17 protein-coding genes and 1 pseudogene are annotated in these 25,273 nt (G+C 31.1%); 16 read left to right on the top strand and 2 right to left on the bottom strand.

Annotated features, from left to right (window positions below):
• Position 1: 1 nt before the first annotated feature.
• Entirely contained in the window at positions 2–655 is a 654-nt protein-coding gene (locus DYE58_RS01955) for a TetR/AcrR family transcriptional regulator (protein WP_004822009.1), read from the bottom strand.
• 88 nt (positions 656–743) lie between these two features.
• On the opposite strand from DYE58_RS01955, the gene DYE58_RS01950 reads away from it, so the two are divergent.
• From DYE58_RS01950 to DYE58_RS01930, 5 genes and pseudogenes are all read left to right on the top strand, one after another.
• The gene (locus DYE58_RS01950; RefSeq protein ID WP_004822011.1) at positions 744–2,153 is read left to right on the top strand and encodes a YfcC family protein; all 1,410 of its coding nucleotides are present in this window, start codon (positions 744–746) and stop codon (positions 2,151–2,153) included.
• A gap of 3 nt (positions 2,154–2,156) precedes the next feature.
• Entirely contained in the window at positions 2,157–3,035 is an 879-nt protein-coding gene (locus DYE58_RS01945; RefSeq protein WP_004822012.1) for a DMT family transporter, read from the top strand.
• Positions 3,036–3,392: 357 nt separating this feature from the next.
• Positions 3,393–3,902, top strand: a pseudogene (locus tag DYE58_RS01940) (IS30 family transposase); the annotation flags it as partial.
• Positions 3,903–4,422: 520 nt separating this feature from the next.
• Positions 4,423–5,382, top strand: a complete 960-nt coding sequence (locus DYE58_RS01935) for a hypothetical protein (RefSeq protein ID WP_004822017.1) — start codon at positions 4,423–4,425, stop codon at positions 5,380–5,382.
• 7 nt (positions 5,383–5,389) lie between these two features.
• A complete protein-coding gene (locus DYE58_RS01930; RefSeq protein ID WP_115311967.1) occupies positions 5,390–6,337 on the top strand; it encodes a hypothetical protein in 948 nt (315 codons plus the stop codon).
• A gap of 156 nt (positions 6,338–6,493) precedes the next feature.
• On the opposite strand, the gene DYE58_RS01925 is transcribed toward DYE58_RS01930, so the two are convergent.
• On the bottom strand, positions 6,494–8,518 hold the full coding sequence (locus DYE58_RS01925) for a urocanate hydratase (RefSeq protein WP_004822024.1): 2,025 nt from the start codon (positions 8,516–8,518) through the stop codon (positions 6,494–6,496).
• 205 nt (positions 8,519–8,723) lie between these two features.
• Between DYE58_RS01925 and hutI (DYE58_RS01920) the strand changes: the two genes are divergently transcribed.
• The 11 genes from hutI (DYE58_RS01920) (at position 8,724) to hutH (ending at position 25,264) form a co-directional block, all read left to right on the top strand.
• Positions 8,724–9,989, top strand: coding sequence for an imidazolonepropionase (gene hutI / locus DYE58_RS01920; protein ID WP_004822027.1), 1,266 nt, complete (start codon positions 8,724–8,726; stop codon positions 9,987–9,989).
• Between the two features lie 287 nt (positions 9,990–10,276).
• On the top strand, positions 10,277–11,500 hold the full coding sequence (locus DYE58_RS01915; RefSeq protein ID WP_004823452.1) for an IS110 family RNA-guided transposase: 1,224 nt from the start codon (positions 10,277–10,279) through the stop codon (positions 11,498–11,500).
• A 224-nt stretch (positions 11,501–11,724) separates the two neighbouring features.
• The gene (locus tag DYE58_RS01910) at positions 11,725–12,663 is read left to right on the top strand and encodes a hypothetical protein (RefSeq protein ID WP_115311966.1); all 939 of its coding nucleotides are present in this window, start codon (positions 11,725–11,727) and stop codon (positions 12,661–12,663) included.
• 14 nt (positions 12,664–12,677) lie between these two features.
• Positions 12,678–15,719, top strand: a complete 3,042-nt coding sequence (locus DYE58_RS01905) for an AAA family ATPase (protein ID WP_115311965.1) — start codon at positions 12,678–12,680, stop codon at positions 15,717–15,719.
• A gap of 10 nt (positions 15,720–15,729) precedes the next feature.
• Positions 15,730–17,091 carry a methylaspartate mutase accessory protein GlmL gene (glmL, locus tag DYE58_RS01900; RefSeq protein ID WP_245946032.1) on the top strand — a complete coding sequence of 454 codons (1,362 nt, stop codon included), beginning with the start codon at positions 15,730–15,732 and terminating at the stop codon, positions 17,089–17,091.
• 219 nt (positions 17,092–17,310) lie between these two features.
• Positions 17,311–19,065, top strand: a complete 1,755-nt coding sequence (locus DYE58_RS01895; protein ID WP_040552804.1) for a urocanate hydratase — start codon at positions 17,311–17,313, stop codon at positions 19,063–19,065.
• 77 nt (positions 19,066–19,142) lie between these two features.
• Positions 19,143–20,435, top strand: a complete 1,293-nt coding sequence (locus tag DYE58_RS01890; RefSeq protein ID WP_004822039.1) for a YjiH family protein — start codon at positions 19,143–19,145, stop codon at positions 20,433–20,435.
• Between the two features lie 141 nt (positions 20,436–20,576).
• Positions 20,577–21,878 (top strand): SLC13 family permease, encoded by a 1,302-nt coding sequence (locus DYE58_RS01885; protein WP_004822041.1) that lies wholly within the window; start codon positions 20,577–20,579, stop codon positions 21,876–21,878.
• Between the two features lie 10 nt (positions 21,879–21,888).
• Positions 21,889–23,106 carry an imidazolonepropionase gene (gene hutI / locus DYE58_RS01880; RefSeq protein WP_004822043.1) on the top strand — a complete coding sequence of 406 codons (1,218 nt, stop codon included), beginning with the start codon at positions 21,889–21,891 and terminating at the stop codon, positions 23,104–23,106.
• A gap of 12 nt (positions 23,107–23,118) precedes the next feature.
• Complete coding sequence (locus DYE58_RS01875; protein WP_004822045.1) at positions 23,119–23,673, top strand: cyclodeaminase/cyclohydrolase family protein; 555 nt, start codon at positions 23,119–23,121, stop codon at positions 23,671–23,673.
• A gap of 55 nt (positions 23,674–23,728) precedes the next feature.
• Positions 23,729–25,264, top strand: coding sequence for a histidine ammonia-lyase (gene hutH, locus DYE58_RS01870; RefSeq protein WP_004822046.1), 1,536 nt, complete (start codon positions 23,729–23,731; stop codon positions 25,262–25,264).
• Positions 25,265–25,273 lie beyond the last annotated feature (9 nt).

The raw sequence follows: 25,273 nt of genomic DNA, 5'->3' as shown, positions 1-25,273 counted from the left end.
ATTACTCCTTAATTGTAAGTTCCAATAAAGTTTTCAAGAATGATAAAAACTTTTCTGAGTGTTCTACTAAGTTTATATTTTTATCAACTACTATGTCATACAGATAACTGGAATGTATCCTAACTACAGTGTGAATAATAAAGTTTAGTTTTTCTTTGCTGAGATTGTATTTTTCACAAAATACTTTTGTAACTTCATAGTCTCTGTTTAAAATAGAACCATTTTTAATCATATTTAGGACATCTATATCATCAAAACCATCTAAAGATTCAGGATAAATTTCATAATAGTTTAAAAGGATTGAATGTAGATTTTTTGAATAGACACCATAGAAAATATTGAAGTACACATCAGGTTTGGAGAATGAGTATTTGTTAAATACCTCATAAACTTTAATATACCTTTTTATTGGATCTTTAATGTTTTTAGTTTGTTCCTTTAATTCAATTATGTATTCTTTTAAATAATCTATGGAAGCATATATTAAAAGTTCATCTAAATTTTGGAAATAGTTATACATTGTAGCACTATTGTATCCGGAAACATCAGCAATTTTCCTAATTGTTATATTGTCTAATCCATATTCATCGATGAGTTCTTTTGCAGAAGTTATGAATACATCCATAACTCTTTTTTCACGAATAGAAATTTTCATTAATTCACCTCATTAATACTTGACAAAGTAAGATTTTCTAATCATAATTATATTATAATCGTGATTAGAAATCAAGGAGGCGTAAAAAATGGAAAGTAAAAAACAACGTAAGTTCAAATTCAAAGCGCCAGATGCATTAGCTTTAATAGCTATATTAGTGATAGTAGCAGCAATTTCAACTTACATTTTACCAACAGGTCAATTTGACAGAATAAAGGACCCTATAAGTGGAAGTGAGATAGTAGATCCGAATAGTTTTCATTCTATTGAAAGAAGTCCAGTTTCTATTGCTGATGTTTTGCAATCTATACCAAGAGGGCTTAATGAGTCCGCAGAAATTATCAATTTTTTATTCATAATAGGTGGTACTTTTGGAGTATTAAAGGGAACCGGAGCTTTAGATGCACTTTTAAAATTTGCCTTAGTGAAATTAAAAGGTCGAGAAAGAATGGTTATTCCGGTTGTGTTAATGTTCTGGGGATTAGGTGGAGCAATAATTGGAAACTTCGAAGAATGTTTGGCATTTTTGCCTCTGCAAATAACGCTCTGTTTAGCTTTAGGATTTGACTCAATAACAGGTGTGGCACTTGGAATGTTGGGTGTAGGTGTAGGATACATAGGAGCAATTTTAAATCCATTCACTGTTGCAACTGCACAAAAAATAGCTAACGTTGAAATGTTCAGTGGTATGTATATGAGAGTAATAGCTTTTGCTCTATTAATACTTGCGACAATAGTTTATGTATACATTTATGCTGGAAAGATATTAAAAGACCCTACAAAGAGTTTGGTATACGAAAGTGACAAGAACAGTCCATATAGAGAAGCTGATTTATTAAGTGAAGATGTAGAGTTTACAGTCAGACATAAATTTGCAATAGCAACATTTATACTTGGAATTGTATTCTTAGTATACGGTGTTATAACTTATGGATTTTATTTGACAGAAATAGCCGGAGTATTTATGGCAGTTACTGTAATCTGTGGGTTTGCAGGTGGACTTACTATAAATGAAATGGTAGATAATTTTGTAAAAGGTGCTGAAAATCTTTTGTATCCAGCACTATGCGTTGGATTTGCAAGAGCCATAACAGTAATTATGCAAGATGGCAACATACTAGATGTAATAGTTTACTATATGTCAAGATTGGTGGTAGGTCTTCCTCTACAATTGAGTGCAATAGGAATGTTTATACTACAATCAATTATAAATGTATTTATTCCATCAGGAACAGGGCAAGCAGTTGTAAGTATGCCTATAATGACTCCACTTGCAGACGTAATAGGTCTTACACGTCAAACAGCAGTATTGGCATTCCAATTTGGAGATGGTATAACAAACTTAGTAACACCTACAGCAGGGGACTTAATGGCAGCTCTTGCGATAGGAGGAATTTCCTACGGAAAATGGATGAAATGGATATGGAAGTTGTTACTTGCATGGTACTTAATTTGTAGTGGAGTATTAGTTGTAGCAACTATGATAGGATATGTATAAACCTTGAATAATAAAGCATTGAACAATGGAATAGCCCATGCCATTTTATCGGCTATTATATTTGGACTTATGCCATTATTTACTCAGTTACTATATAAAATGGGAGCCAATTCTGTAAGTTCAGCATTTTACAGAATGGTTCCCGCAACCATCGTGTTATATTTCTTTATAAAATTTAAAGAGAAAAAAGATTTAAAAATTAATAAAGATGAAGCTAAAGGTTTATTTTTTGCAGCTCTTGGATTTTCGTTAACTAGCATAACGCTATTTTCATCATATGAATATATAAATTCAGGTGCTGCAACAACTATTCACTTTGCTTATCCAATAGTTATTTTTATAGCGGTAAATTTCATAAAAAAATACAGACCTAAGGCAACAGAAGTGCTATGCGTTGTATTTGTTGCAATAGGAATTATTCTAATAATGAATATGGATTCTTCTAATGGATTGAATTTAAAAGGTGTTTTCTTTGCTGTTTTATCTGCGTTGACATATTCATTCTATTCAATTTATTTGGAAATGAAAAAATTAATTAATATAGGTTCGACAAAGTTGTTGTTCTATTTAAATTTATTTTCAGTCATGGTAGTAATTATATATAGTTTGGCAACGAAAACTGAAATTTACCTTGGATTTAAAGGAATAGAATGGTTTCTTCCAATTATATATTCCTTTGTAATAACATTTGGGGCAGCATTTTTATATCAAAGTGCAATAGTTAAAATAGGCGCTGATAAGACATCTATATTGAGTACACTTGAGCCTATAACAAGTTTAATAGTAGGTATAGTGGTATTAAAAGAGGAAATAGTATTGGCACAAATAATAGGCGTTGTGTTAATATTGGTTGCAACGACAAAACTTGTAAACCGAAAATAAGTATATAAAATAAGAGGGTGCTGTTGCATAGTAGAATCATCTATTATGCAACAGCACCTTTTTTAAAGAAACAAGTAATCGGAAAAATATCATTTTTTTAAGTCACATCAACATAAACTGTGCCATCAACTATATTACAAAGAAATTTAACGAATTATAGTTAATTATTTTTTGAAAATTTTAATTGGTTAATTGTAAAATGAAATTGAACCAAAAAAATTCCATAGTAAATCACATTTGGTATAATTGATTCACCAAAAACAAAAAAACCCAAAGGTGATGACTATGGAATATAATAATACTGCAACAAACTCAAGAAAAAATAAACATTAAAATGATTTCGAAAGAGGACATTGGGAAATAGATACAATTGTTCCAAAGAAAAATAAAGAAGAACCAGCTTTAATTACTATAACAGAAAGAAAAACAAGGATGGAAATAATACTAAAAATTGCAACAAAAAATTCATCATCAGTTAATGAAAAATTAGAAAAATTACTATCAAAACTAGAAAACTCCACAGCAATATTCAAAAACATAACAAGTGATAATGGATTAGAATTTGCTAACTTAACAAAACTAGAAAATAGCTTAGTTAGAGATGTATATTATTGCCATCCAAATAACGCACAAGAAAGAGGAAGTAACGAAAAACATAATAGCCTAATAAGAAGATTCCTTCCAAAAGGAAAATCCCTATTAAACTACGATGAAAATCACTATCTAAAAATAATGAACTGGATGAATAATTTACCAAGAAAAATCCTAAATTACCAAACACCTATAGAAGTTTTTGTAGAAGAACTCAATAAATTAGGGTTAATGGATACTTTTGGGAAAATAGTTCAATTTGATATTGCAATTTAGGGGAAATTTTAATTATTGATAGTATTACATTTTAATAAGACACTATATAAAGGACTCAGTAATACATATAAGAAGTTATGTATTAAATACAATTGTAAAATGAAATTTAGAAAAAAATTATACACAATATATAAATAAATGTGATATAAAATAGTTGTTTTCAACATAATTAGAAGAGAGGTCATGGAATATATAGTGGTAAAATTTCAGAATTATAGAATTAATATATATGAGGGATAAGTTAAAAAGTGCTATAAATTTAGAAGTGTTATAATTTTTTATTGAAGTTGTAATTAATATACAAGTATAAAGTGTATACTAATGGCGAAAGAATATTTCTTAGCTTTAAAATATTTTTAGAAAGGAGATAGTTATGAAAAGAAATAAGATAGTTGCTATATATTAAGCGGAATAGTGTTGGTATCTGTATTGGGATTTACAACTTCTATATATGCAAGAGAATTTATGGTTAATGAGTCAGGCATCATTAATAATACTGAATCGTCGAAAACTGATTTAAGTGAGGATTCTATTAATTTTTCTTAAAAATTCGGGAGTTGATATTGAAAAGTTTAATGAAAGTTTATTAAAGTTTGAATCTTATCCAAAAAACGAAGATGTAAGGTATAGAAGTTTATTTATTGACGGCGCTAATGAAGAAAATGAGTATATTGGAAACTTGGAATCTGATGTTCAAGCATTAAAGAATGCGGCTGAAGTAAATAGTTTTACTCAAGACCAGATTAAAAGTTATGTTGAAGGACTTTTAAAAAATGAAACAGAAACTATTTCATATACGTCTCTAGGATTAAGATCGGCCCCTGATAGAACGGAAAATAATAGTTTTGGAGCAGGTTTTGAGGCTTTATCTAGTCAAAATTTTAGTCAAATGACAACGAGAGTAAAATTACCATATACAAACATAAAATCTTCCAACGAAATACATTATTTATTTGTATCTCCAGGAAACTCAAATGATTTATTTGACTTTGGATTAATAAAAGGTCAATACAATTGGGAGGGGTTTTATTTACTAGACAAGAATAATCACCCAAACATTGGAGTAAATATGGTGACGTTTCCTTTGAATTCGAGAGTTTATGATGGAGATATGTTATATTATAATATATATAGAGATTCAGATAGATATATGATTTGTAAAATATTAAACAATAATAATTTTAGTGATGTTAAAACCAGTAAAAGAATTTGGTTAAATAATGGTAGTGTTGATAGGATTTCATTTAATAAACAAATTACTATGACATTTCCACAAGCTAGAAGACTAGGAAGTAGCATAAGAGATGCAAGATTTGTAGATTCATATCTTTACAATTCAAGAGGAAATTATATTTTTGAAACACAGGTAAATAATAGTAGATATGGTGTTTTTGGAGATACTAGAATTCCAGGGTCTCGATATTTTACTAATTATCAACGCAGTGGAAATACTGATTATGTTGATATAAATTTGAGGTAGAGGATTTATGTTAAAAAAAATTATTTCGGTTATGTTTTTAGTTATATTTTTTAATACAAATGTAGAGGCGAAGGTTATCAACGTAACGGTTCCAAAATATAATGTAACTGTTAATAGTGTAGTTATGGATAAAGAAAAAAATAAGTATCCACCGCTTTCATATAATGGGATAACTTATTTTCCTATGACTTATGACAATGCAATGGCATTAGGTATTTTAATTAATTGGAATAATGCAGAAAGAACTTTATATCTTGATAGGGGAGCTGGATTTGGGAATATCCCGATAAAGCCTTTTGATAGTGAAAAGGAAAATGGAAAATTGTATTCGGTTAAAATAATTCCTTTTGATGTGGTGATAAATGGGAAGAAAATTGATAAAAAGGAATTAAAAAAGTATCCACTATTTGTATTTAGAGATATTACTTATCTACCAATGACATGGAGTATATTTCACGATGAATTAGACTATGATGTTAGTTTTAATCATAAGGATGGACTTGTGATGAAAGCAGCATTACGTCATATGTCATTTCCAACGACTGGGATGGAAGAAATAGTTTTTGATGGGGGACGTGTATCTTATACTGCAGGAAAACCATTATCGGCTTATAGTATTATAATTTCTACAAAATCCGGAGAACTTAGTTTAGGTGAAGATATTAGAAGTAAGTATTTCAAAAACTTTAGAAATTTTCAACCACCGGGAGTTTTAGGATATTATCTTTTAAATCCTGACAAGAGAGTAGAAGCCAAACCTTATGTAAAGGGATATATTTTATATATGCCATTTGGGTATGCATCAGATTTCAATGTCAGCTCAGATGGCGGAATACTTACATTAAATTCAAATAAAGTACGTAATGTGATTTTAAAATACAATGTAAATACGGGAGCTTTTATTGGAGAAGATGAAGTTGGTAAGGATACGGTAAATAAAATATATAAAAATTAGAATTAAGATGAAGAAGTAAGCTGATAATTATTGGCTTACTTTTTTGTTGAATGTAAAAAATAAGTTATTAAAAATATTTATATAGCAAACATAGAAAAGACCCTCCAACTTGGGAGAGTCTAAAAAAGGTGAAATTAATTTAAATAGTTTTATTAATTAGTTAAATAATTTTGCTACTGCGTTTTTAACTAATTCTTCGTCAGCTACATAAGGGATAGTGATGTGTCCATCTTCATGTTTTTGGTTGAACTCGATAGAAGTTGACATAGCATTTTCATTTCTTGCCCAGTTTCTTCTAGCAACTCCACCCATAACGTCCCAAGAAAGTGATAGTTTGATTATTTCATCAACTCTTTCTGAACCGTCAAGAACAAGTCCGAATCCACCGTTAACACTCTTACCGATACCAACTCCACCTCCATTGTGAAGAGCTATTAAACTCATACCACGAGCTGCGTTTCCTGCAAAACATTGAGCAGCCATGTCATAGCATACGTTGGAACCGTCTTTAATATTAGAAGTTTCTCTGAATGGAGAGTCAGTACCACTTACATCGTGGTGGTCACGACCCATCATAACAGGACCGATTTTTCCTTCTCTTACAAGTTTGTTGAATGCAAGAGCGATGTTAACTCTTCCTTCTTCATCTTGGTATAGAATTCTTGCTTCAGTACCAACAACTAATTGATTCTTTTCAGCATCTTTAATCCAGTTGTAGTTATCTCTATCTTGGTATCTTCTTGTTGGGTCGATAGCTTCCATAGCAGCTTTATCAGTAGCAACTAAGTCTTCGTGTTTACCTGATAGACATACCCATCTGAAAGGTCCGTATCCATAGTCAAATAGAAGAGGTCCCATGATATCTTCTACATAGCTTGGCCAAATAAATCCGTCTTTATCATCAACGCCATTCTTAGAAATTTCTTTAACACCGGCGTCAAAGATTGATTTCATAAATGAGTTACCATAATCGAAGAAGTAAGTTCCCTTAGCTACAAGAGCTTTGATAACTTCGAAGTGAGCTTTTAGTGTATCATCAACCATTTCTTTGAACTTATCGTGTTCTTCAGCAAGCATTCTTGTTCTTTCTTCAAAGCTTATTCCAACTGGACAGTATCCACCATCATATACGTTGTGGCAAGAAGTTTGGTCAGAAAGAAGGTCAATGTGAATATTGTTGTCGTTCATGTAGTGTAGTAAGTCTACAATGTTTCCGTGGTAAGCAATACTCATAGCTTCTTTTTTGTCTAAATATTCTTTAGCTATAGCGCAAGCTTCTTCTGGAGTTTCAGCAAGTTTAGAAATCCATCCTTGTTCAAGTCTTGTTTCAATTCTTGAAATATCAACTTCAGCTACGATAGCTACTGCATTAGCGATTTCTCCGGCTTTACCTTGAGCACCACTCATTCCGCCAAGACCACTAGTTACAAATAGTTTTCCTGAAAGATCATCTTCTGCCTTAAGACCTAATTTAAGTCTTCCTGCATTGAGAATAGTGTTGAAAGTTCCGTGAACGATACCTTGAGGTCCGATGTACATCCAACCACCAGCAGTCATTTGTCCGTAGTTTGTAACTCCCATTTGTTCAGCAACTTCCCAATCTTCGTGGTTGTCATAAAGTCCAACCATTAATCCGTTAGTGATTATAACTCTTGGAGAATTTTTACGTGATTTGAAAAGTCCTAGTGGGTGTCCACTTTCCATAACTAATGTTTGTTCATCAGTCATTTCTTCTAAGTATTTCATAATAAGTCTGTATTGCATCCAGTCGTGGCATACAGAACCAGTTTCTCCATAAGTTACTAATTCGTATGGATAAAGAGCAACTGCAAAGTCTAAGTTATTGTCAATCATAACTTGCATTGCTTTACCTTCTAAGCAATTTCCCTTGCACTCATCAATTGGCTTTCCGTAAAGTCTTCCTTTTGGTCTGAATCTGTATCCGTAGATTCTTCCTCTTGTCTTAAGTTCTTCTAAGAATTCAGGAACAAGTTCTTCATGGAATTTTTCAGGGATATATCTTAGAGCATTTTTTAAAGCTATTTCAGTTTGAGCTTGAGTAAGTCTAAATCCTCTGTCCGGTGCACGACGAATACCTTCTTCGAACTTAGGCATTTCTGGAAGTTCGTCGAATTCTAATTTAATTTTCATTGATTCTGCTATTTGTTTATTATTTATCATATTGCCTCCTCATAATTAATTATTTGAACTTTTTCTATATCATAAATCGTATCCGTCTTAAAAAAGTCAATTAATTAGACGTGATAAAATTTACTTTTTTTCAAAATATGGGTATATTTTAAATTGAAAAGTCTAAGATTTGACACTAATTAGATTAAATTAGACTAAAGTAGATACAGTTAATAGATGAAAAATAGGAGGAATTATGGCAGCGGATAGAGTTTTATATAATTTAAATGAAGTTTTTTGTCCAAATGATTTAGGTCGTCCACTAAGAGGCTCTGAAATGAATGAGGCTAAAATTTTAAAGAATGCATACATTGCTATAAAAGATGGAAAAATTTTAAAGGTTGGAGAAGGGGAAGTTCCTGAAGATTTAATAGATGATTCAACAGAGATGGTTAATTTAGAAGGTAAAATTGCGACACCCGGTCTAATTGATTGTCACACACACCTTGTATACGGTGGAAGCCGTGAACACGAATTTTCTAAAAAGTTAAATGGAATGAGCTATCTTGATATATTAGCAGAAGGTGGAGGAATTCTTTCGACACAAAAAGCTACAAGAGAAGCAAGCTTTGAAGAATTATATGATAAGACAGAAAAGTTGGCAAATCATATGATGTACCATGGAGTAACTACAATAGAAGCTAAGAGTGGATATGGACTTTATTGGGATACAGAAAAAAGACAAATGGAAGTTGTAAAAAAATTAGATAAAAATCTTCCGGTAGATTTTGTTTCAACATTTATGGCGGCACATGCTATACCTGAAGAGTGTAAAGAAAATCCGGATGAGTTTATAGAGCAAGTAATTGAAATGTTACCTAAAGTAAAAGAAGAAAACTTAGCTGAGTTTGTAGATATTTTCTGTGAAAAGGGAGTATTTAATGCAGCACAATCTAAAAAATTACTTTTAGCAGCAAAAGAACAAGGATTTAAAACAAGAATCCACGCTGATGAAATAGAATCAATAGGTGGCTCAAGTGTTGCAGCTGATATACCTACTGTAAGTGCAGAACATTTGATGATGATAACTGATGAAGATATTAAGAAACTTGCTGAAGCTAATGTAATAGGAAACTTATTACCAGCAACAACTTTCTCTTTAATAGAAGACACTTATGCGCCGGCTAAAAAAATGCTTGATGCGGGTATGGCAATAACTCTTACTACAGACTCTAATCCAGGTTCTTGTCCAACGGCAAATCTACAATTTGCAATGCAATTAGGTTGCTTATATATGAGATTAACACCTGTTGAAGTATTTAATGCTGTAACAATCAACGCAGCATATTCAGTGGCAAGAGGGGATAGTATAGGTTCATTTGACGAAGGTAAGAAAGCTGATATAACTGTTTTTGATGCAAAGAACTTAGACTATACTATGTACTTCTTTGCAACTAACTTAGTCTCTCAAGTATACAAGAATGGTGAGTTGGTAGTAAAAGATAGACAACTTGTTAAATAACAAAATTTAAATATGATTTATTATGGTGGGCAGAATTTGCTCGCCATTTTAGTACCATAAATAGTGTAAGAAAGAAAGTGATTTCTATCTTGCACTATTTTTGTATAATGAAGAAGTAGTATGACGATCGTCTTTTAGGGTTAAAACATCCGCAATAAAAACTGTCATCTACCTCTTCATTATTCATATTCGGTTAAGCAGGTTGGGCAAAACGTCCGTGTCACGAGCTAAAATGAGTGTAATGGTGCAGGTAGGAACTACAAATTTAAAAGAAAGAAGGTAAGAAAATGATATCTATAGGAATAGATATAGCAAAAGAAAAATTTACAGCCTGTGCCTTAGAACAAGGTAGCAAAATTATTTGGAAGCCCTTTGATGTAAATCTTAACAAACCAGAAGTAGAAGGATTCTTAAATAAACTAAAAGATTTAAATCAAGAAATCAAAATAGTCATGGAAGCAACAGGAAAATATCATTTGCCAATTCTTTATGAATTAAAAAAACAAGGATACTTTGTAGCAGTAATTAATCCATTAAAAATGAAACAGTTCTGCCGAGTGTTAAACTTCAGAAAAGCAAAAAATGATAATATAGATGCCACACAAATAGCAGAATATGGGTTGATGTATTGGAAAGAATTACAAGAACACAAAGTAGATACAGAAAATTTTAGAACTCTAAAAGAATTAAACAGATCTTATCAGCATTACATGGACCTAAGAATCAATCAAATGAACTTCATAGACCAAACAATCAGTCAAACATTTCCAGGAATAAAAAAATTAATATCTCATGGATCTAAAGACTTCTCAAAAGACAAACTATTAGATTTCTTAGAAACATGGTGGCACAAAGACCTAGTTTTAGAAAAAACAGAAGAAAAATTCATAGAAGACTTTAAGAACTGGGCAAAAGAAAAGAGATACCATCCTAATGCTGATAAAGCTAAATCCATTTACAAGCTTGCAGAGGAAAGTATCTCAACTCAACCTTCCAATAGCTCATACATAAAGATGAACCTACAAGAAGGGATAGAATTGATCAAACATATAAATCAAATTCTATATAATATTTTATCACAAATGATAGAAATTGCCGAGCCTCTAGAAGAATATCAAGAAGCCAAAAAATTCTCAGGAATATCAGACAAATTAGCAGTACAAATAACAGCAGAATTTGGAGACTTATCAAAATTTAAAAATAAAAAATGCCTAATATCCTTTGTAGGAATAGACTCACCTCCATATGAATCGGGGAATTTCAAAGCAGATCAGAGAAAAATAACCAAAAGAGGTAATGCAATACTTAGAAAAATAGGATACCAATCTATGAAATGTATGATGAGTGTTAAAAATCCAGAAAATGAAATATATCTATATATGCTAAAAAAAGAAAAAGATGGAAAAGCAAAAAAAGTATGTAAATTTGCAGGCTTAAATAAGTTCTTAAGAATCTACTATGCAAAAGTTATGGCATCAAAACAAGAAAAGGAGGCGTTAAAAGTAGCTTAGAGCTAGGAATAGAATAGTTAAAACAAGCCGATATCAACCGGCTTATTTGCTATGCTTAAATTCAATACTAAATATTACAAGCCTACTCTGAAATTAATTTCGGAGTAGGCTTGACTTTTGTTAGCAGGTTTTTATAGTTAAAATCAAATTTGAAATTAACGATAAATTAACATAAAGTTTTTAAAATTAACGGTAATAAACAATGAATGTTAGAGGGTGGAAATATGGGAAATATGTTAGTTTATATCAATGAAAACAATATTTATGTACAAGAAGGAGAAAAAGTAAGTAAGTTAATTTCATTGGAAGAATATAATTTTGAATTAGAAAAAAATCGAACTGAATTAAACGAAAAATATAAGACTGTAAATGTAGACAATTATCTTTATTTATGGAATTTTATTTTATTTAATAACTTAAGTAATTATTTAATTGATGCATATATAAATAGTGAATCAAGTACAATATTGTTTGAAGAAAAACTTAAGAGAGAAGGGAAACAGATTATAAGATTAATAGGCTCAATAGAAATTCAAGATATTTTAGGAAATATAATAACTTGTATGATAAATTCAGAAGATTATTTGCAAGGAAACATAAAGATTGATTATACTAATGAAGTACCTAGAAAAAGTGAAAATGTGTTAAATTTAGATTTGAATTACATATTTAATTACACACCAAATAGTTTAAAAGAGGTTATAGACAAATTAAAAGTTGATTTAGTTGCATTTAAATATTTTGGAAAATCTCAAGTTAATGAAAATGGAAAATTTATATTACCAATTTATGTAGACGAAGAAACACTTAGTAAGAAAGGTATAGATTACGGTGAATATTTAATAAATTGGGCATCACTTGCTTATTTAAAGATGTTGACAAAAATACATGATTTCTTTTTAGATTATTATAAATATGATGGGAAAGAAGGTTTAGTTAATGATGGCATAATGTTGGCGTTAATTTATTTAACAGATTATGAAGTAAAAGACTATCCAACAGGTTTACAAAAATCAATAGAAGTTGGCAGGTCAACAAAGGGAAAGTGTTACTTTATAGATTCGATTGTAGCGCCTATGGCTATAGAACAGGATTTGGCTATAGTATTTCAAGCGAAAGATGTGTATTCCGTAGTTACTAAAACATTGAGATTGCTCCAATAAGATTAGGAGGTTACATGATAGATTGTATTTTTTTTGGATTGCCAATTATATACGAGGATGGAGAAGAAATAATTCTTCCGATGAGTAAAGTTAGTGCATTATTATATTATGTATTGATTAAAAAAGTAGTTAGTAGAGAAGAACTAAGTGGGATGTTTTGGGCAGATTCCAGTGAACATAAAGCTAGAACCAGTCTTAGAAATGCATTACATAAAATAAGACATCTGTTTAAGAATGAAATATTAGTGTCTAAAAATAAATCTATCATTACAGTTAACGAGGATTTGGATATTAAAATTGACACTGAAATATTTGAAAAAGACCCTATAAATAATATTGATAAATATAGAGGAGAATTTTTAGAAGGGTTTTATTTAAAAGATGTGATTGACTTTGAAAACTGGATGTTTGAGCTAAGAGAGTTTTACGGTGAAACATTTATTGATGTAATTCTCAAGAAAATGGGGCAAGACTTTAAGCATGAAAGATATGAAGAGTTAGAACAAAGTTCAAGAAAATTATTGAAACTTGATAAGTACAATGAAGAGGCATATTTGTATTTATTTAAATCTTATCAAGTGAACGAGAGAATTGACAAGATAATAAATACTTATTATGAATTGCAAGATTTATTAGAAAGTGATTTAGGTGTTCAACCAAATGAGGAAATAACAAAAATATATAGAGGTGCTTTGAGTTTTATAAATAAGGCTAAATCTAAAAATTTAGATAATGACAAGATTTTTTTTGGAAGAAATTATGATAGAGAAATAATTCAAAAACAGCTAAATTCTTTTAAAAGTGGAGAAGATTTTAAATCTATATTACTTAGCGGAGAAGCAGGAATAGGAAAGAGTTTTTTAAAGAAAGAGATAATTAATTCAAATAAAGATATAAAATTCTTTGAAGCAGATTGCTTGAAGGTTGAACAGACATTTTCTTATTCTCCTTGGATAAAGATAATTTCATTGATTGAAAATGAGTTTAAAATTAATAATATAGAGAGACCTTTACTATGGACAGATTTAATAAATAACTTTTTTTTCTTAGGTAAAAATAGTTATCAACCAAAAGCTAAGATTTTAGAAAGTAAAGAAAAATTTAGTACTAATTTAGTATATAGTGCCATTGTAAATGGGATTAACAAGTTATCAGAAGATAGAAAAATTGTGATATCAATAGAAGATATTCATTGGGCTGATAGATTAAGTTTAAAACTTTTGACAAACTTATTATTAAAGAAGAACAAGAATATATTTTTACTGTTGACTAAATCTAATGAATATACGATTTGCGAAGAAGATATTATTATAACATTAAAAGATATAAATAAATTGGAGTATGTAGAGTTAGGAAGATTTACAAGAAAAGAGGTTGAAATAATATGTAAGAAAATGATAGATTCAAAAATTGAAGAATCTGAAATTGATGATATATACTTTAAATCTAAAGGGAATGCATTCTTTTTGAGTGAGTATATTCAACTATATAGCAATAAACAAAAGAAAGTTTTGGAAGATTCAAAAATACAAGCTATACTTTTTGAAAAGTTTTCTATGCTTAAAGAAAAAGAGAGGAAAGTATTAGAAATAGCGTCTGTATTATATGAAAATATAAATGTAGAATTGATTTTTAAGGCTTTAAATCTAAATGCTTTTGAGGTCATAGACTGTATAAATTCTCTAATAAAATTGAATATTTTAGAACAAAGAGAAGAAAATGGCATAACTCAAATTAGCTTTGCCTATTCAGCATATAAAGACTATGTCTACAACAGTATAAATGATTATTCTAGGGAAATTATGCATAATGAAATAGGTCAAATGCTAGAAAAAGATTTAGTCACAGGGAATAATACTATAAAAACTTATCTGAGACTTAAATATCATTTTGAAAGAGCCAAAAATCAAATCAAGAAATTAAAGTACGAAGTGTATATTTTAGCATATTATTTAAATTTCAATCATGAAATATTTCCGAGCTTAAATGATTGTGAATTGAGTAAACAGGTTAAATTATATATAGATAACTCTAAAGTTACAGAATTAATGGAGCGAATAGAGATAGATATATCTGAGGTGAAAATAAAAGAAAATAGTAAAGAAGAACTAAAAGACATTTTAGGATTTGAGTTACTTTTCTTATATTGTAAAGGTAGATATTTTATAAGAGAAGGGAATTATAATAGCGGTGTGAAAATAATGAATAGGGTTATTCAATTCGCTGAGACTATGAAAAATTATAAGATTGCTTTAAATGGTCATAAACAAATGGCTATATACTCAATACAAATAATAAATCAAGAATTGATGTTAAAGCATGTAGTTGCGGGAATCGAGGTTTCAAAAGCTGTAGGTGATAATTTAGAACTTGGAATATTCTATAGACTATATGGCGTTTATTATATGAATAATGGTGAGTTTGAAAAGGCTGAAGAATTATTTTTAAAATCAATTGACACATTTGAGTATGAAGGGATTTTAGAAGGGACTAACTCAATTAGCACAGCTGCGAATTATAATTACATTGGAGAAATAAGAAGTGCCCAAGGCAAATTAGAAGAGGCAATGCAGTATTTTCAAAAATCAATTAATCTGTGTGAGAAAACAGAAGCATCTTGTTTGTCAATTTTTTATATAAATGCAGGTAAAACTTTGTTTTTACAAGGTGAAGTCTTTGCAATGAAAGAGTTATTTTATAAGGCAGAAAGCATAATAAAAAGATTTGATTCATATTGGAAGAAACCGGTTCTAGAAGCTTATTTAGCGCTTGTAAATTTTTTAGATGAAAAATTTAAAGAATCTTCTGAACATCTAAAAAGTGCTTTACAGGAAGTTAAGACAATAAATAACTCAAGAGATATTGGATATGTTTATTTTATACAAACTATAATAGGATACATAATAAAAAGAGATGAAGTTGGGTTCGATGATGATATGAAGAAAATATTAACAGAACCATATGATATATACTATTATAATGCAATAAAATATTTGGATAAATACAGAGATACAGCGGAAGTAGAATACTTAAAGACAAATATTAAATTTGAATGAGGAGAAAAAAATGGACTGTTATTTATTGGTGGATTTTGGTAGTACGTTTACAAAGTTGACATTAGTATCGAAAGATAGGCAAGATATAATCGCTAAATCCAAGTCTTATACAACGGTAGAAACATCAGTAATCGAAGGCTATGAAAAAGCTAAATCTGAAATGTTGAAATATTTAAAGTGCAAAGAGGATATAAATATTATAAAAACGCTTTGTTGTTCATCGGCTGGAGGAGGACTTAAAATCGTAACAATAGGCATAACTCCAAGTTATACTGTAGAGGCTACTAAAAGAGTTGTTATGGGAGCAGGAGGAAGAATAGTGGCGAGTTTTAGCTACTATATAACAGATGAAGACCTAGAAATTATAAAGAAAACAGACTATGATATCATTTTATTATCTGGTGGAACAGAAGGGGGAAATAAATCATATATTTTAGCGAATGCTAAAAAATTAGCAGAGCATATGGTAGAAAAACCGATAGTGGTAGCCGGTAACTCTAATGCACGAAATGAAATAAAAAAAATATTTAAAAACTATGGCATAAAAGCATTTTATACAGAAAATATAATGCCTGATACAGACAAAATAAATCCATATGCTGCCAAAGAAGTAATTAGAGAAATATTTATGAATTTGATAACAAAAGCAAACGGTATGAATGAAGTTGCTAAACATGTAGGAGAGATACTTATGCCCACTCCAACTGCTGTGTTAAATGCTGCAGTACTTTTGTCAAAGGGAACTGAAAAAACAAAAGGACTTGGAGAATTAATTATTGTGGATGTAGGAGGTGCAACTACAGATGTACACTCTATTTCAAATCCAGTTATAGATATTTCTTATAAACAAGAGGGCCTTGAAGAAATGGTAGAAAAGAGAACTGTTGAAGGGGATCTTGGGATGAGATATTCTTCAATAGGAGTTTACCAATCAGGAAGTAAGATTTTAAAAGAAAAAGTTAATGCAAAAGAGAAATGTATTAAAAGATTTAAGCAGACTTCATTTATACCGGAAGATAAAGAAGAGAGAGAATTTGATGAATTACTTGCTTCTGAGTGCGTTGAGATAGCTGTGAAAAGGCATGCTGGGACTATTAGACAAGGATATTTGAACGGACAAAATGTGTATATTCAAAATGGAAAAGATTTGAGAAATATAAAATATATAGTTGGGACGGGAGGAGCTATAATAAATTCTGCGAACTATAGAAAAATAATTTCATCATGTATTAAAAATGAAAGCAAAAGATTAATTCCAAAAAATTCTGAAATATTATTGGATAGAGAATATATCTTATCTGCTATGGGGTTACTTAGTACAGAAGATAGTGAACTTGCGTTAAATATAATGATTAAAAAAATTAATCAATAGAAATCAATTAACATATTAGGCATAGAGTAGATAATGGCTAAAAATAAGGCTATTATCTACTTTTATATTTTAAAAGCGTTATTTATTTTTTTGAAAAAGTTGAAAAAATATTTTGAAATAAAATCTTTATAAACGCTGTATTAACGATGTGTTCATATAATTAGATTACAAGCTAAAGCAAAGCTAAAAATATTGTTTAAATTTAAGGAGGACATACAAATGAACGGAGAACACGGATTATATTACAGAGAAAACCCTGAAATACTTTACAAAGTAACAGCTCAAGGTGGCGGATTAAAAGATACTGACACTTTAAGATGTAAGGGGTGGAGACAAGAAACTATTCTTAGAATGTTAGAGTTTAATATGGAAAATGCTGAAATTCCAGAACTACTTGTTATCTATGGTGGGAATGGTAAAGGAGCAAGAAACTGGGAGTCTTATTGGGCAATTGTTGATGCACTAAAGAACTTAGAAGACGATGAAACATTAGTTGTTCAATCAGGTATGCCTGTTGCAATATTTAAAACACATAAAGAAGCTCCAACAGTAGTAATGGCAACTACAAATATTATGCAAGCTACTTGGGAAAGATTCTATGATTTACAAGATAAGAACTTAACTATATTCGCTCAATATACAGCAGCTCCATGGGAATACATAGGAACTCAAGGAGTTATTGAAGGAACATTTGAAACTCTATCCGCAATAGCTATTAAAGCTTTTAATGATGACTTATCAGGAAAAATTTACATGACAGCTGGTGTTGGTGGTATGGGAACAAATCAAACATGGGCTATGAAGATGCATGGAGGAGTTTGTTTAATAGTAGATGCTAATAAGAAAACCCTTGAAAAGAGAATTGAAAAAGATTATCTTGATGTAATTGCTCCATCAATGGAAGAAGCTATTAAGATGGCAAAAGACTATGCGGCAAGAAAAGAACCAATCTCAATTGGATTTGTAGGAAATGCGGCAGATGCATACGAAGAAGTTTTAAAGAGCGATTTCAGACCTGATATCTGTTCAGAAATGTGTCCGTGCCATGACCCTATTTCTTATATCCCATCAGGATACACTCCGGAAGAGGCTGACCAACTTAGAATTGATGACAGAGAAAAATATCTTCAATTAGCAAGAGAAACTATGAAACGCCAATTAGCAGCTATGATTGCATTAAAAGCAGATGGAGTAGAAGTATTTGAATATGGTACATCCATTAGAAAAGAATGTATGGATGCAGGATTCCCAAGAGAAGAAGCAATGAAGATTGAAGGATTCGTAGCAGCATATTTAAGACCTCTATTCTGCGAAGGAAGAGGACCTTTCAGATGGACTTGCCTATCTCGTGACCCTGAAGATTTAAAAGTTACTGATGATATAGCACTTGAAATTTGTAAAGGTGATAAACTTGTTGAAAGATGGATTACACTTGCAAGAAAGAATTTACCAATAGAAGGTATGCCGGCAAGAGTTTGTTATATGGGATTTGGCGAAAGAAAGAGATTTGGACTTGCAATTAACCAAGCTATTAGAGAAGGAAGAATTAAAGGTACAGTTGCTTTCTCAAGAGACAACTTAGACTCTGGTTCAATAGTTAATCCGACATTTGAATCTGAAAATATGCCAGATGGCGGAGATTATATTTCTGACTGGCCATATCTAAATGGTCTACTAAACTGTGCAGCAGGTTGTGATTTAATCGCAATTCAAAGTAATTACTCAATGGGTGAAGCGGTTCACACTGGTGTAACTATGATAGCAGATGGTACTGAAGAAGCTGATAGAAGACTTGCAGCAGCTCTTACAGTTGACTCCGGTATAGGAGTAATACGTCATGCACAAGCTGGATATCAAACAGCTAAAGATGTTGCAAATGGAAAAGGCAAATATACTACAGACTCAATTAAAGTACCACTATGGTGGAAACCGGCTGACCAAGTAACATTTGGACCGGAAGGGATGTACAGATAATTTTGATTTAAAACATATAGAGTAGATTGATATTTTCAATCTGCTCTTTAATCCTATTAATAAAAGGAAAGATAATAATGAAAGAAAGATTTATTGATAGTATTAAGTTTTTCGTATATGTTGGGATAGGTATTTTTATGTTTTTTATACCTATAGAATTTTTGGGTAGAAAAACAATTCCTATAGATCATATAGTAAAGAACATTACTGCTATTCCAAATGTAATACCAATAGTAGGAAGTATAATGATTACTATTGGAGCTTTATTGCCATTTAAAAATAAAACATGGAATATAAATAAATTTAAAATAGTAATGTCTTTTTTAGGAATAATAGGTCTGATATTTACAGCAATGACAATTTTGAACATTGGACCAAAAGTTATAATTCAAGAAACAATAGCACCATATGTATTTAAATTTGTAGTAGTTCCTGTAATAATAATAGTTCCAATAGGGTCTATATTTTTAGCGTTTTTAGTCGATTATGGATTTATGGAGTTTATAGGAGTTTTTGCAAGACCATTTATGACAAAAGTTTTTAAGGTACCGGGAAGAGCTGCTGTTGATGCGGTATCATCATTTGTAGGGAGCTATTCTATAGCTTTGTTAATAACGAATCAAGCGTATAAAGACGGCAGGTATACTACAAGAGAGGCTGCAGTTATTGCTACAGGATTTTCAACTGTTTCTGCAACATTTATGATAATAACAGCAAATACTTTGGGATTAATGGATTATTGGACACAATTTTTTTGGATAACTCTGTTTGTTACATTTACTGTTACAGCAATAACTTCTAGAATTAGACCTTTAAAAAATTTATCTAATAGTTATTATTATTCTGCAATTCCAAATTTAGAACAGGATGAAAAAGGTAGTTATTTTAAAAGAGCATATTTAGCAGGAATGGAAGTGTTTATTAAATCAGATTCTATATTAAAAAACACAAAAAAGAATTTAAAAGAAGGAATAAAATTAGGTTTAGAAATAGGACCTAATATAATGAGCATAGGTGTAATTTCACTAATATTAGCTAATTATACTCCGGTTTTTGATTACTTAGGATATATTTTTTATCCATTAGTAAAGTTATTGGGACTAGGAGATACTTTACTAGTATCGAAAAGCATAGCTGTGTCTTTTGCAGATATGTATGTACCGGCTATATTGTGTGCGGGTTTACCATTGGTAAGTAGATTTATAGTAGGAGTATTATGTATATCAGAAATCTTATTTTTGTCAGCATCAATACCTTGTGTAATGTCAACAGAAATACCAATAGATATAAAGATAATATTTGAAATTTGGTTTTGGAGAGCTATACTGACTGTAATAATAGCTACACCTTTAGCAATGTTTATATTTTGATATCAAAAAATTAGTGGATAAGTGTAGCTTTACATTATTTATTAATATAAATTTCACATAATAATATATTAATTTTGATTGCTAAAGTAATTAAATGACAAAATAATAAGCTTATATATTTAAAATAGAAGGGAGATAAATATGGAAATTTTGTTGAATCCGGTAATAATATCGGTTATTGTATTATCCGTTTTGTGTTTACTTAAGTTGCCGGTCTTATTGGCACTATTAGTATCAGCATTAGTTGCAGGTTTGTCAGCAGGTATAGGACTGACAGAATCTATCGGAATATTTGTCGGCGGCATGGGTGGGAACGCTAACACAGCTCTTAGCTATATTTTATTAGGTGCGTTGGCATATACAATAAATAAAACTGGAGCAGCTGATATATTGGCGAGAAAGATAGCTTCAGTAGTAAAAGGTAATAAGTTTACCCTGGCTATTATAATAACTTTAACAGCTATGGCATCAGGGACTATTGTACCAATACATATTGCTTTTATACCAATATTAATTCCGCCACTACTATCTTTGATGAATAAGATGAAAATGGACAGAAGAATGCTTGCAATTTGCTTTGGATTTGGATTAAAAGCACCATACATAACTCTTCCTATAGCATATGGAGCAATTTTCCATGGAATTATTAAAGATTCAGTTAACTCAGCAGGACTTAATGTTGGATTATCTGATATTTGGAAATCAACTTGGATGGCTGGGTTAGCTATGTTTGTTGGGTTGGTACTTGGACTTATCTATTTATCTAAAGATAGAAATTATGAAGATAAAGATGAAGATAAAAATAAAGAAGAAAAAGAAATTGTAATAGAGGTAAAGCATTGGCTTACACTGGCTGCAGGCATTGTAGCTTTAGTTGTCCAACTTGTAACAGAGTCTTTACCTTTGGGAGCTTTAGCAGCACTAACACTTTTAATTGCTACTAGAGTTATAAAATGGAATGATATACAAGAAATGTTAGACGGTGGTATTAAATTGATGGGATTCATTGCATTTGTAATGTTGATAGCATCAGGATATGCAACTGTAATTAGAGAAAGTGGAGCAGTAGATAGTTTGGTAGAAAGTGCATTTGCTTTATTAGGTGGCTCTAAGCTGGCAGGCTCTTTTACAATGATAGCATTAGGTTTGGTAATTACTATGGGAATAGGAACTTCCTTTGGTACAGTACCTGTTATAGCGGCTATATATGTTCCTCTAGCAGTAAAACTCGGTTTTTCTCCGGCCGCTATAATTTTTATGATAGCAGTTGCAGCAGCGCTAGGAGATGCAGGTTCTCCGGCATCTGATACAACGTTAGGACCTACAGCAGGATTAAACGCAGATGGACAGCATGACCACATTTGGGATACATGTGTTCCTCAATTTATTTGTTATGATATTCCATTGTTAATTGTTGGTATAATTTGGCCACTATTTATATAAGGACTGAAAAATGAAAAAATTACTTTTAAAAGACTGCAAAGAAATATTGACAATTAGAGACGATGCCGATGATTTAATCGGCATCGTCTCTAATAAATCAATATTAATAAAAGAAGATAGAATAAAGAAAATAGGTGACTATTCAAAAATTGACATAGACTTTGAAACTGAGGTTATAGATTGCAAAGATAAAATAATAATGCCGGGTTATGTAGACTGTCATACACATTTGATTTTTGGAAAGAGCAGAGTTGATGAATACTCAGCATCTTTAACTATGTCGGCTGAAGAAGTTAAGAAAAAAGTTGGCTTAGTTGGGTTAGCATCATCGATGTATTCTACAAAAAATGTAACAGATGAAGAATTATTACAATCTTCATTAACAAAACTTAATAGAATGCTTAAGACAGGCACAACTACACTTGAAATAAAGTCTGGATATGGCATAGATAAAGAAAATGAGCTAAGACAATTGAGGATTATAAAACAAATGGGGAAATATACTCCTCAAACTATACTGAGTACATATCTTGGGGCTCATTATTTTGACGTTGAAATGGGCAAAGAAAAATATATTCAATATATGATAGATGAGGTTATGCCAATAATAAGAGACGAGGACTTAGCAGAGTTCTGTGACGTATGGTGTGATGATGGATACTACACTGCTGAGGATTCGAGAAAAATTTTATCTGCCGGTTTAAAATTTGGAATGCTTCCTACAATACATACTGAATGTTACTCTGCAATAGGTGGTGCAAGAGTCGGAGCTGAATTAAAAGCAGCTAATGTTGGACATTTAAATTATTTAGAAGATGAAGATATAGATTATTTAAGAGATAATGGAGTTGTAGGGGTGTTGATTCCGGGAACAGATTTTTCAGTAAGACATCATAAACCATTTAATCCAAGACCGATGATTGATAAAGGGCTTACTATTGCAATAGCAACAAACTTAAATCCGGGCAATTGGATTGAATCAATGCCTTTAGCTATGGCAATGGCTTGTAGAAATCATGGGATGACTCCGGAAGAGGCAATTAGAGCAGCAACACTTGGAGGGGCAAAAGCTCTTAAAATAGATAGAGATTATGGATCTATAGAAGAAGGCAAATTTGCAGATATTCAAATTCTTGAATCTGATAATTATAAAAACTGTATCTATAAAATAGGTGTAAATGAAGTTAATATTATTATAAAAAAAGGAAAAATTGTTTTTCAAGCTTAGGAGGAAATAAAAATGGATTATAGAGATATTATTGAACTGATTTTAGATGAAGATGACTTTACCGTGGGTGGAGGTTCTTCATCTGCTATAGCTGGTGCTTTTGGATGTGGGCTAATGGGAATGGTAATAAATTTATCTAAAGGGAAAGATTATGGATATTCTGATGAAAAGTATGATGAACTTTCAAGAGAGTTAAAAGAATTAAAAGCCAAATTTTTGCAAGGTGCAGTTAATGATAATGAAGCATATATGTTAATTGTAAATGCTTATAAATTACCTAAGTCAACAGAAGAAGAAAAAATTGCAAGAAAAGCAGCGATACAAAATGCAGGAATAAGAGCAGCTGAAGTTCCTATGTCAAATGCAAAATTAAATAAAAGACTTTTAGAAATAGGTGAGGGACTTTTAAAAAATTCAAATCCGGCTTGCGGAACTGATTTAAATGCAGGAGTTGAATTTGCTAAGATGGGAATAAAAGCTGGAAAAGAAAATGTTGAAGTAAATTTACCACTGATAAAAGATGAGAAGGTTATCGAAGAGTTTAAAAAAGATTTAGAAACTCTATAAAATATTAATTTGTCAGAAAATTATATGTGATTTTATTCTTAAAGGAGGATTCAATATGGAGAAAGTAATTAAAATTAATGGAAATGATTTAACGATAGAAGATGTAGTTCAAGTTGCAAGGTTTGGGGCAAAAGTAGAAATAGATGAAAAGCAAAAAGAGGAAATACTTAAGTCAAGAGCTTATGTTGAAGATGCATTGGCAAGTGGACAGGCTATTTACGGAATTAATACAGGATTCGGTAAGTTTTCAACTGTTTCTATTTCAGAAGAAGAATTAGATTTATTACAAAAGAACTTAATCTATTCAGATGCATGTGGAGTTGGGGAGCCTTTTGATACAGAAATAGTAAGAGCTATGATGGTTTTAAGAGCAAATTCAATATGCAAAGGATTCTCAGGTGTATTGATGACAACAGTTGAATGCCTTATAAATATGTTAAATGAAGGAGTACATCCAATAGTTAGGTCTAAAGGTTCTGTAGGGTCTTCAGGAGATTTATGTCCATTAGCACATATGGTTTTACCTATGATAGGCGAAGGAGAAGCGGAGTATAAAGGTGAAGTTCTTAGTGGAGCAGAAGCCATGAAGAGAGCGGGATTAAAACCTATTACTTTAAAAGCTAAAGAAGGTTTAGCGCTTATAAACGGAACTCAAGCCATTATGGGAAATGCAGTTATGGCTACATATGATGCTGAAAAGTTACTTAAGCAAGCAGATATTGTAAGCGCTCTAACAGTTGATGCGTTAGGTGGAATAATAGACGCATTTGATGAAAGGATAAATTTAATTAGACCACACCAAGGTCAAATAGATACAGCTGAAAACATGAGAAGACTTTTATCAGAATCTAAAAATGTAACCAAACAAGGTGAAGTTAGAATGCAAGACTCTTATAGTTTAAGATGTATTCCTCAAATTCACGGGGCATCAAGAATAGCTTTTGAATATGTAAAAAAAGCTGTAGAAGTAGAAATTAATTCAGTAACAGATAATCCATTAATCTTCCCTGGAGAAGACGGAGCTTGTATATCAGGTGGAAATTTCCATGGACAACCAATAGCAATAGCGATGGACACTCTTGGAATATTAGTATCTGAAATAGCAAATGTATCTGAAAGAAGAATAGAAAAAATGGTGAATCCCGCACTTTCACATGGGTTACCGGCTTTCTTGGTTAAACATGGAGGAATAAATGATGGATTTATGATTCCTCAATATGTAGCCGCAGCTTTAGTTTCAGAAAACAAAGTGTTGGCACATCCGGCTTCAGTAGATTCAATTCCCACTTCAGCAAATCAAGAAGACCATGTAAGTATGGGTACTATTGGAGCAAGAAAGGCAAGACAAATAGTAGACCATGCTCAACACGTAATAAGCATAGAACTTATGTGTGCGGCACAGGCGGCAGATTTTGGGGAAGCTGATAAATTGGGAATTGGCTCAAAAGAAGCCTATAAAGTTTTAAGAGAAAATGTAACCTTTATGGAAAATGATAGGATATTCTATCCGGATATGGATAAATCGTTTGAAGTGATTAAATCAGGTGAATTATTAGATAGAGTTGAATCAGTTGTTGGAGAATTAAAATAAAGGAGCAAA

It is taken from the genome of Peptoniphilus indolicus, from assembly GCF_900454665.1.
Lineage (GTDB): Bacteria > Bacillota > Clostridia > Tissierellales > Peptoniphilaceae > Peptoniphilus > Peptoniphilus indolicus.
Note: the sequence above shows the minus strand (reverse complement) of the source record. Positions and strands in the feature narration are given on the sequence as shown.

Bases quoted from the DNA above. Each gene is read 5' to 3' on its own strand.
- hutI (WP_004822043.1), top strand. From the start codon at position 21,889: ATGAAAAAATTACTTTTAAAAGACTGCAAAGAAATATTGACAATTAGA.
- DYE58_RS01950 (WP_004822011.1), top strand. From the start codon at position 744: ATGGAAAGTAAAAAACAACGTAAGTTCAAATTCAAAGCGCCAGATGCA.
- DYE58_RS01875 (WP_004822045.1), top strand. From the start codon at position 23,119: ATGGATTATAGAGATATTATTGAACTGATTTTAGATGAAGATGACTTT.
- hutH (WP_004822046.1), top strand. From the start codon at position 23,729: ATGGAGAAAGTAATTAAAATTAATGGAAATGATTTAACGATAGAAGAT.
- DYE58_RS01885 (WP_004822041.1), top strand. From the start codon at position 20,577: ATGGAAATTTTGTTGAATCCGGTAATAATATCGGTTATTGTATTATCC.
- DYE58_RS01890 (WP_004822039.1), top strand. From the start codon at position 19,143: ATGAAAGAAAGATTTATTGATAGTATTAAGTTTTTCGTATATGTTGGG.
- DYE58_RS01915 (WP_004823452.1), top strand. From the start codon at position 10,277: ATGATATCTATAGGAATAGATATAGCAAAAGAAAAATTTACAGCCTGT.
- glmL (WP_245946032.1), top strand. From the start codon at position 15,730: ATGGACTGTTATTTATTGGTGGATTTTGGTAGTACGTTTACAAAGTTG.
- DYE58_RS01925 (WP_004822024.1), bottom strand. From the start codon at position 8,518: ATGATAAATAATAAACAAATAGCAGAATCAATGAAAATTAAATTAGAA.
- hutI (WP_004822027.1), top strand. From the start codon at position 8,724: ATGGCAGCGGATAGAGTTTTATATAATTTAAATGAAGTTTTTTGTCCA.
- DYE58_RS01905 (WP_115311965.1), top strand. From the start codon at position 12,678: ATGATAGATTGTATTTTTTTTGGATTGCCAATTATATACGAGGATGGA.
- DYE58_RS01955 (WP_004822009.1), bottom strand. From the start codon at position 655: ATGAAAATTTCTATTCGTGAAAAAAGAGTTATGGATGTATTCATAACT.
- DYE58_RS01895 (WP_040552804.1), top strand. From the start codon at position 17,311: ATGAACGGAGAACACGGATTATATTACAGAGAAAACCCTGAAATACTT.
- DYE58_RS01910 (WP_115311966.1), top strand. From the start codon at position 11,725: ATGGGAAATATGTTAGTTTATATCAATGAAAACAATATTTATGTACAA.
- DYE58_RS01930 (WP_115311967.1), top strand. From the start codon at position 5,390: ATGTTAAAAAAAATTATTTCGGTTATGTTTTTAGTTATATTTTTTAAT.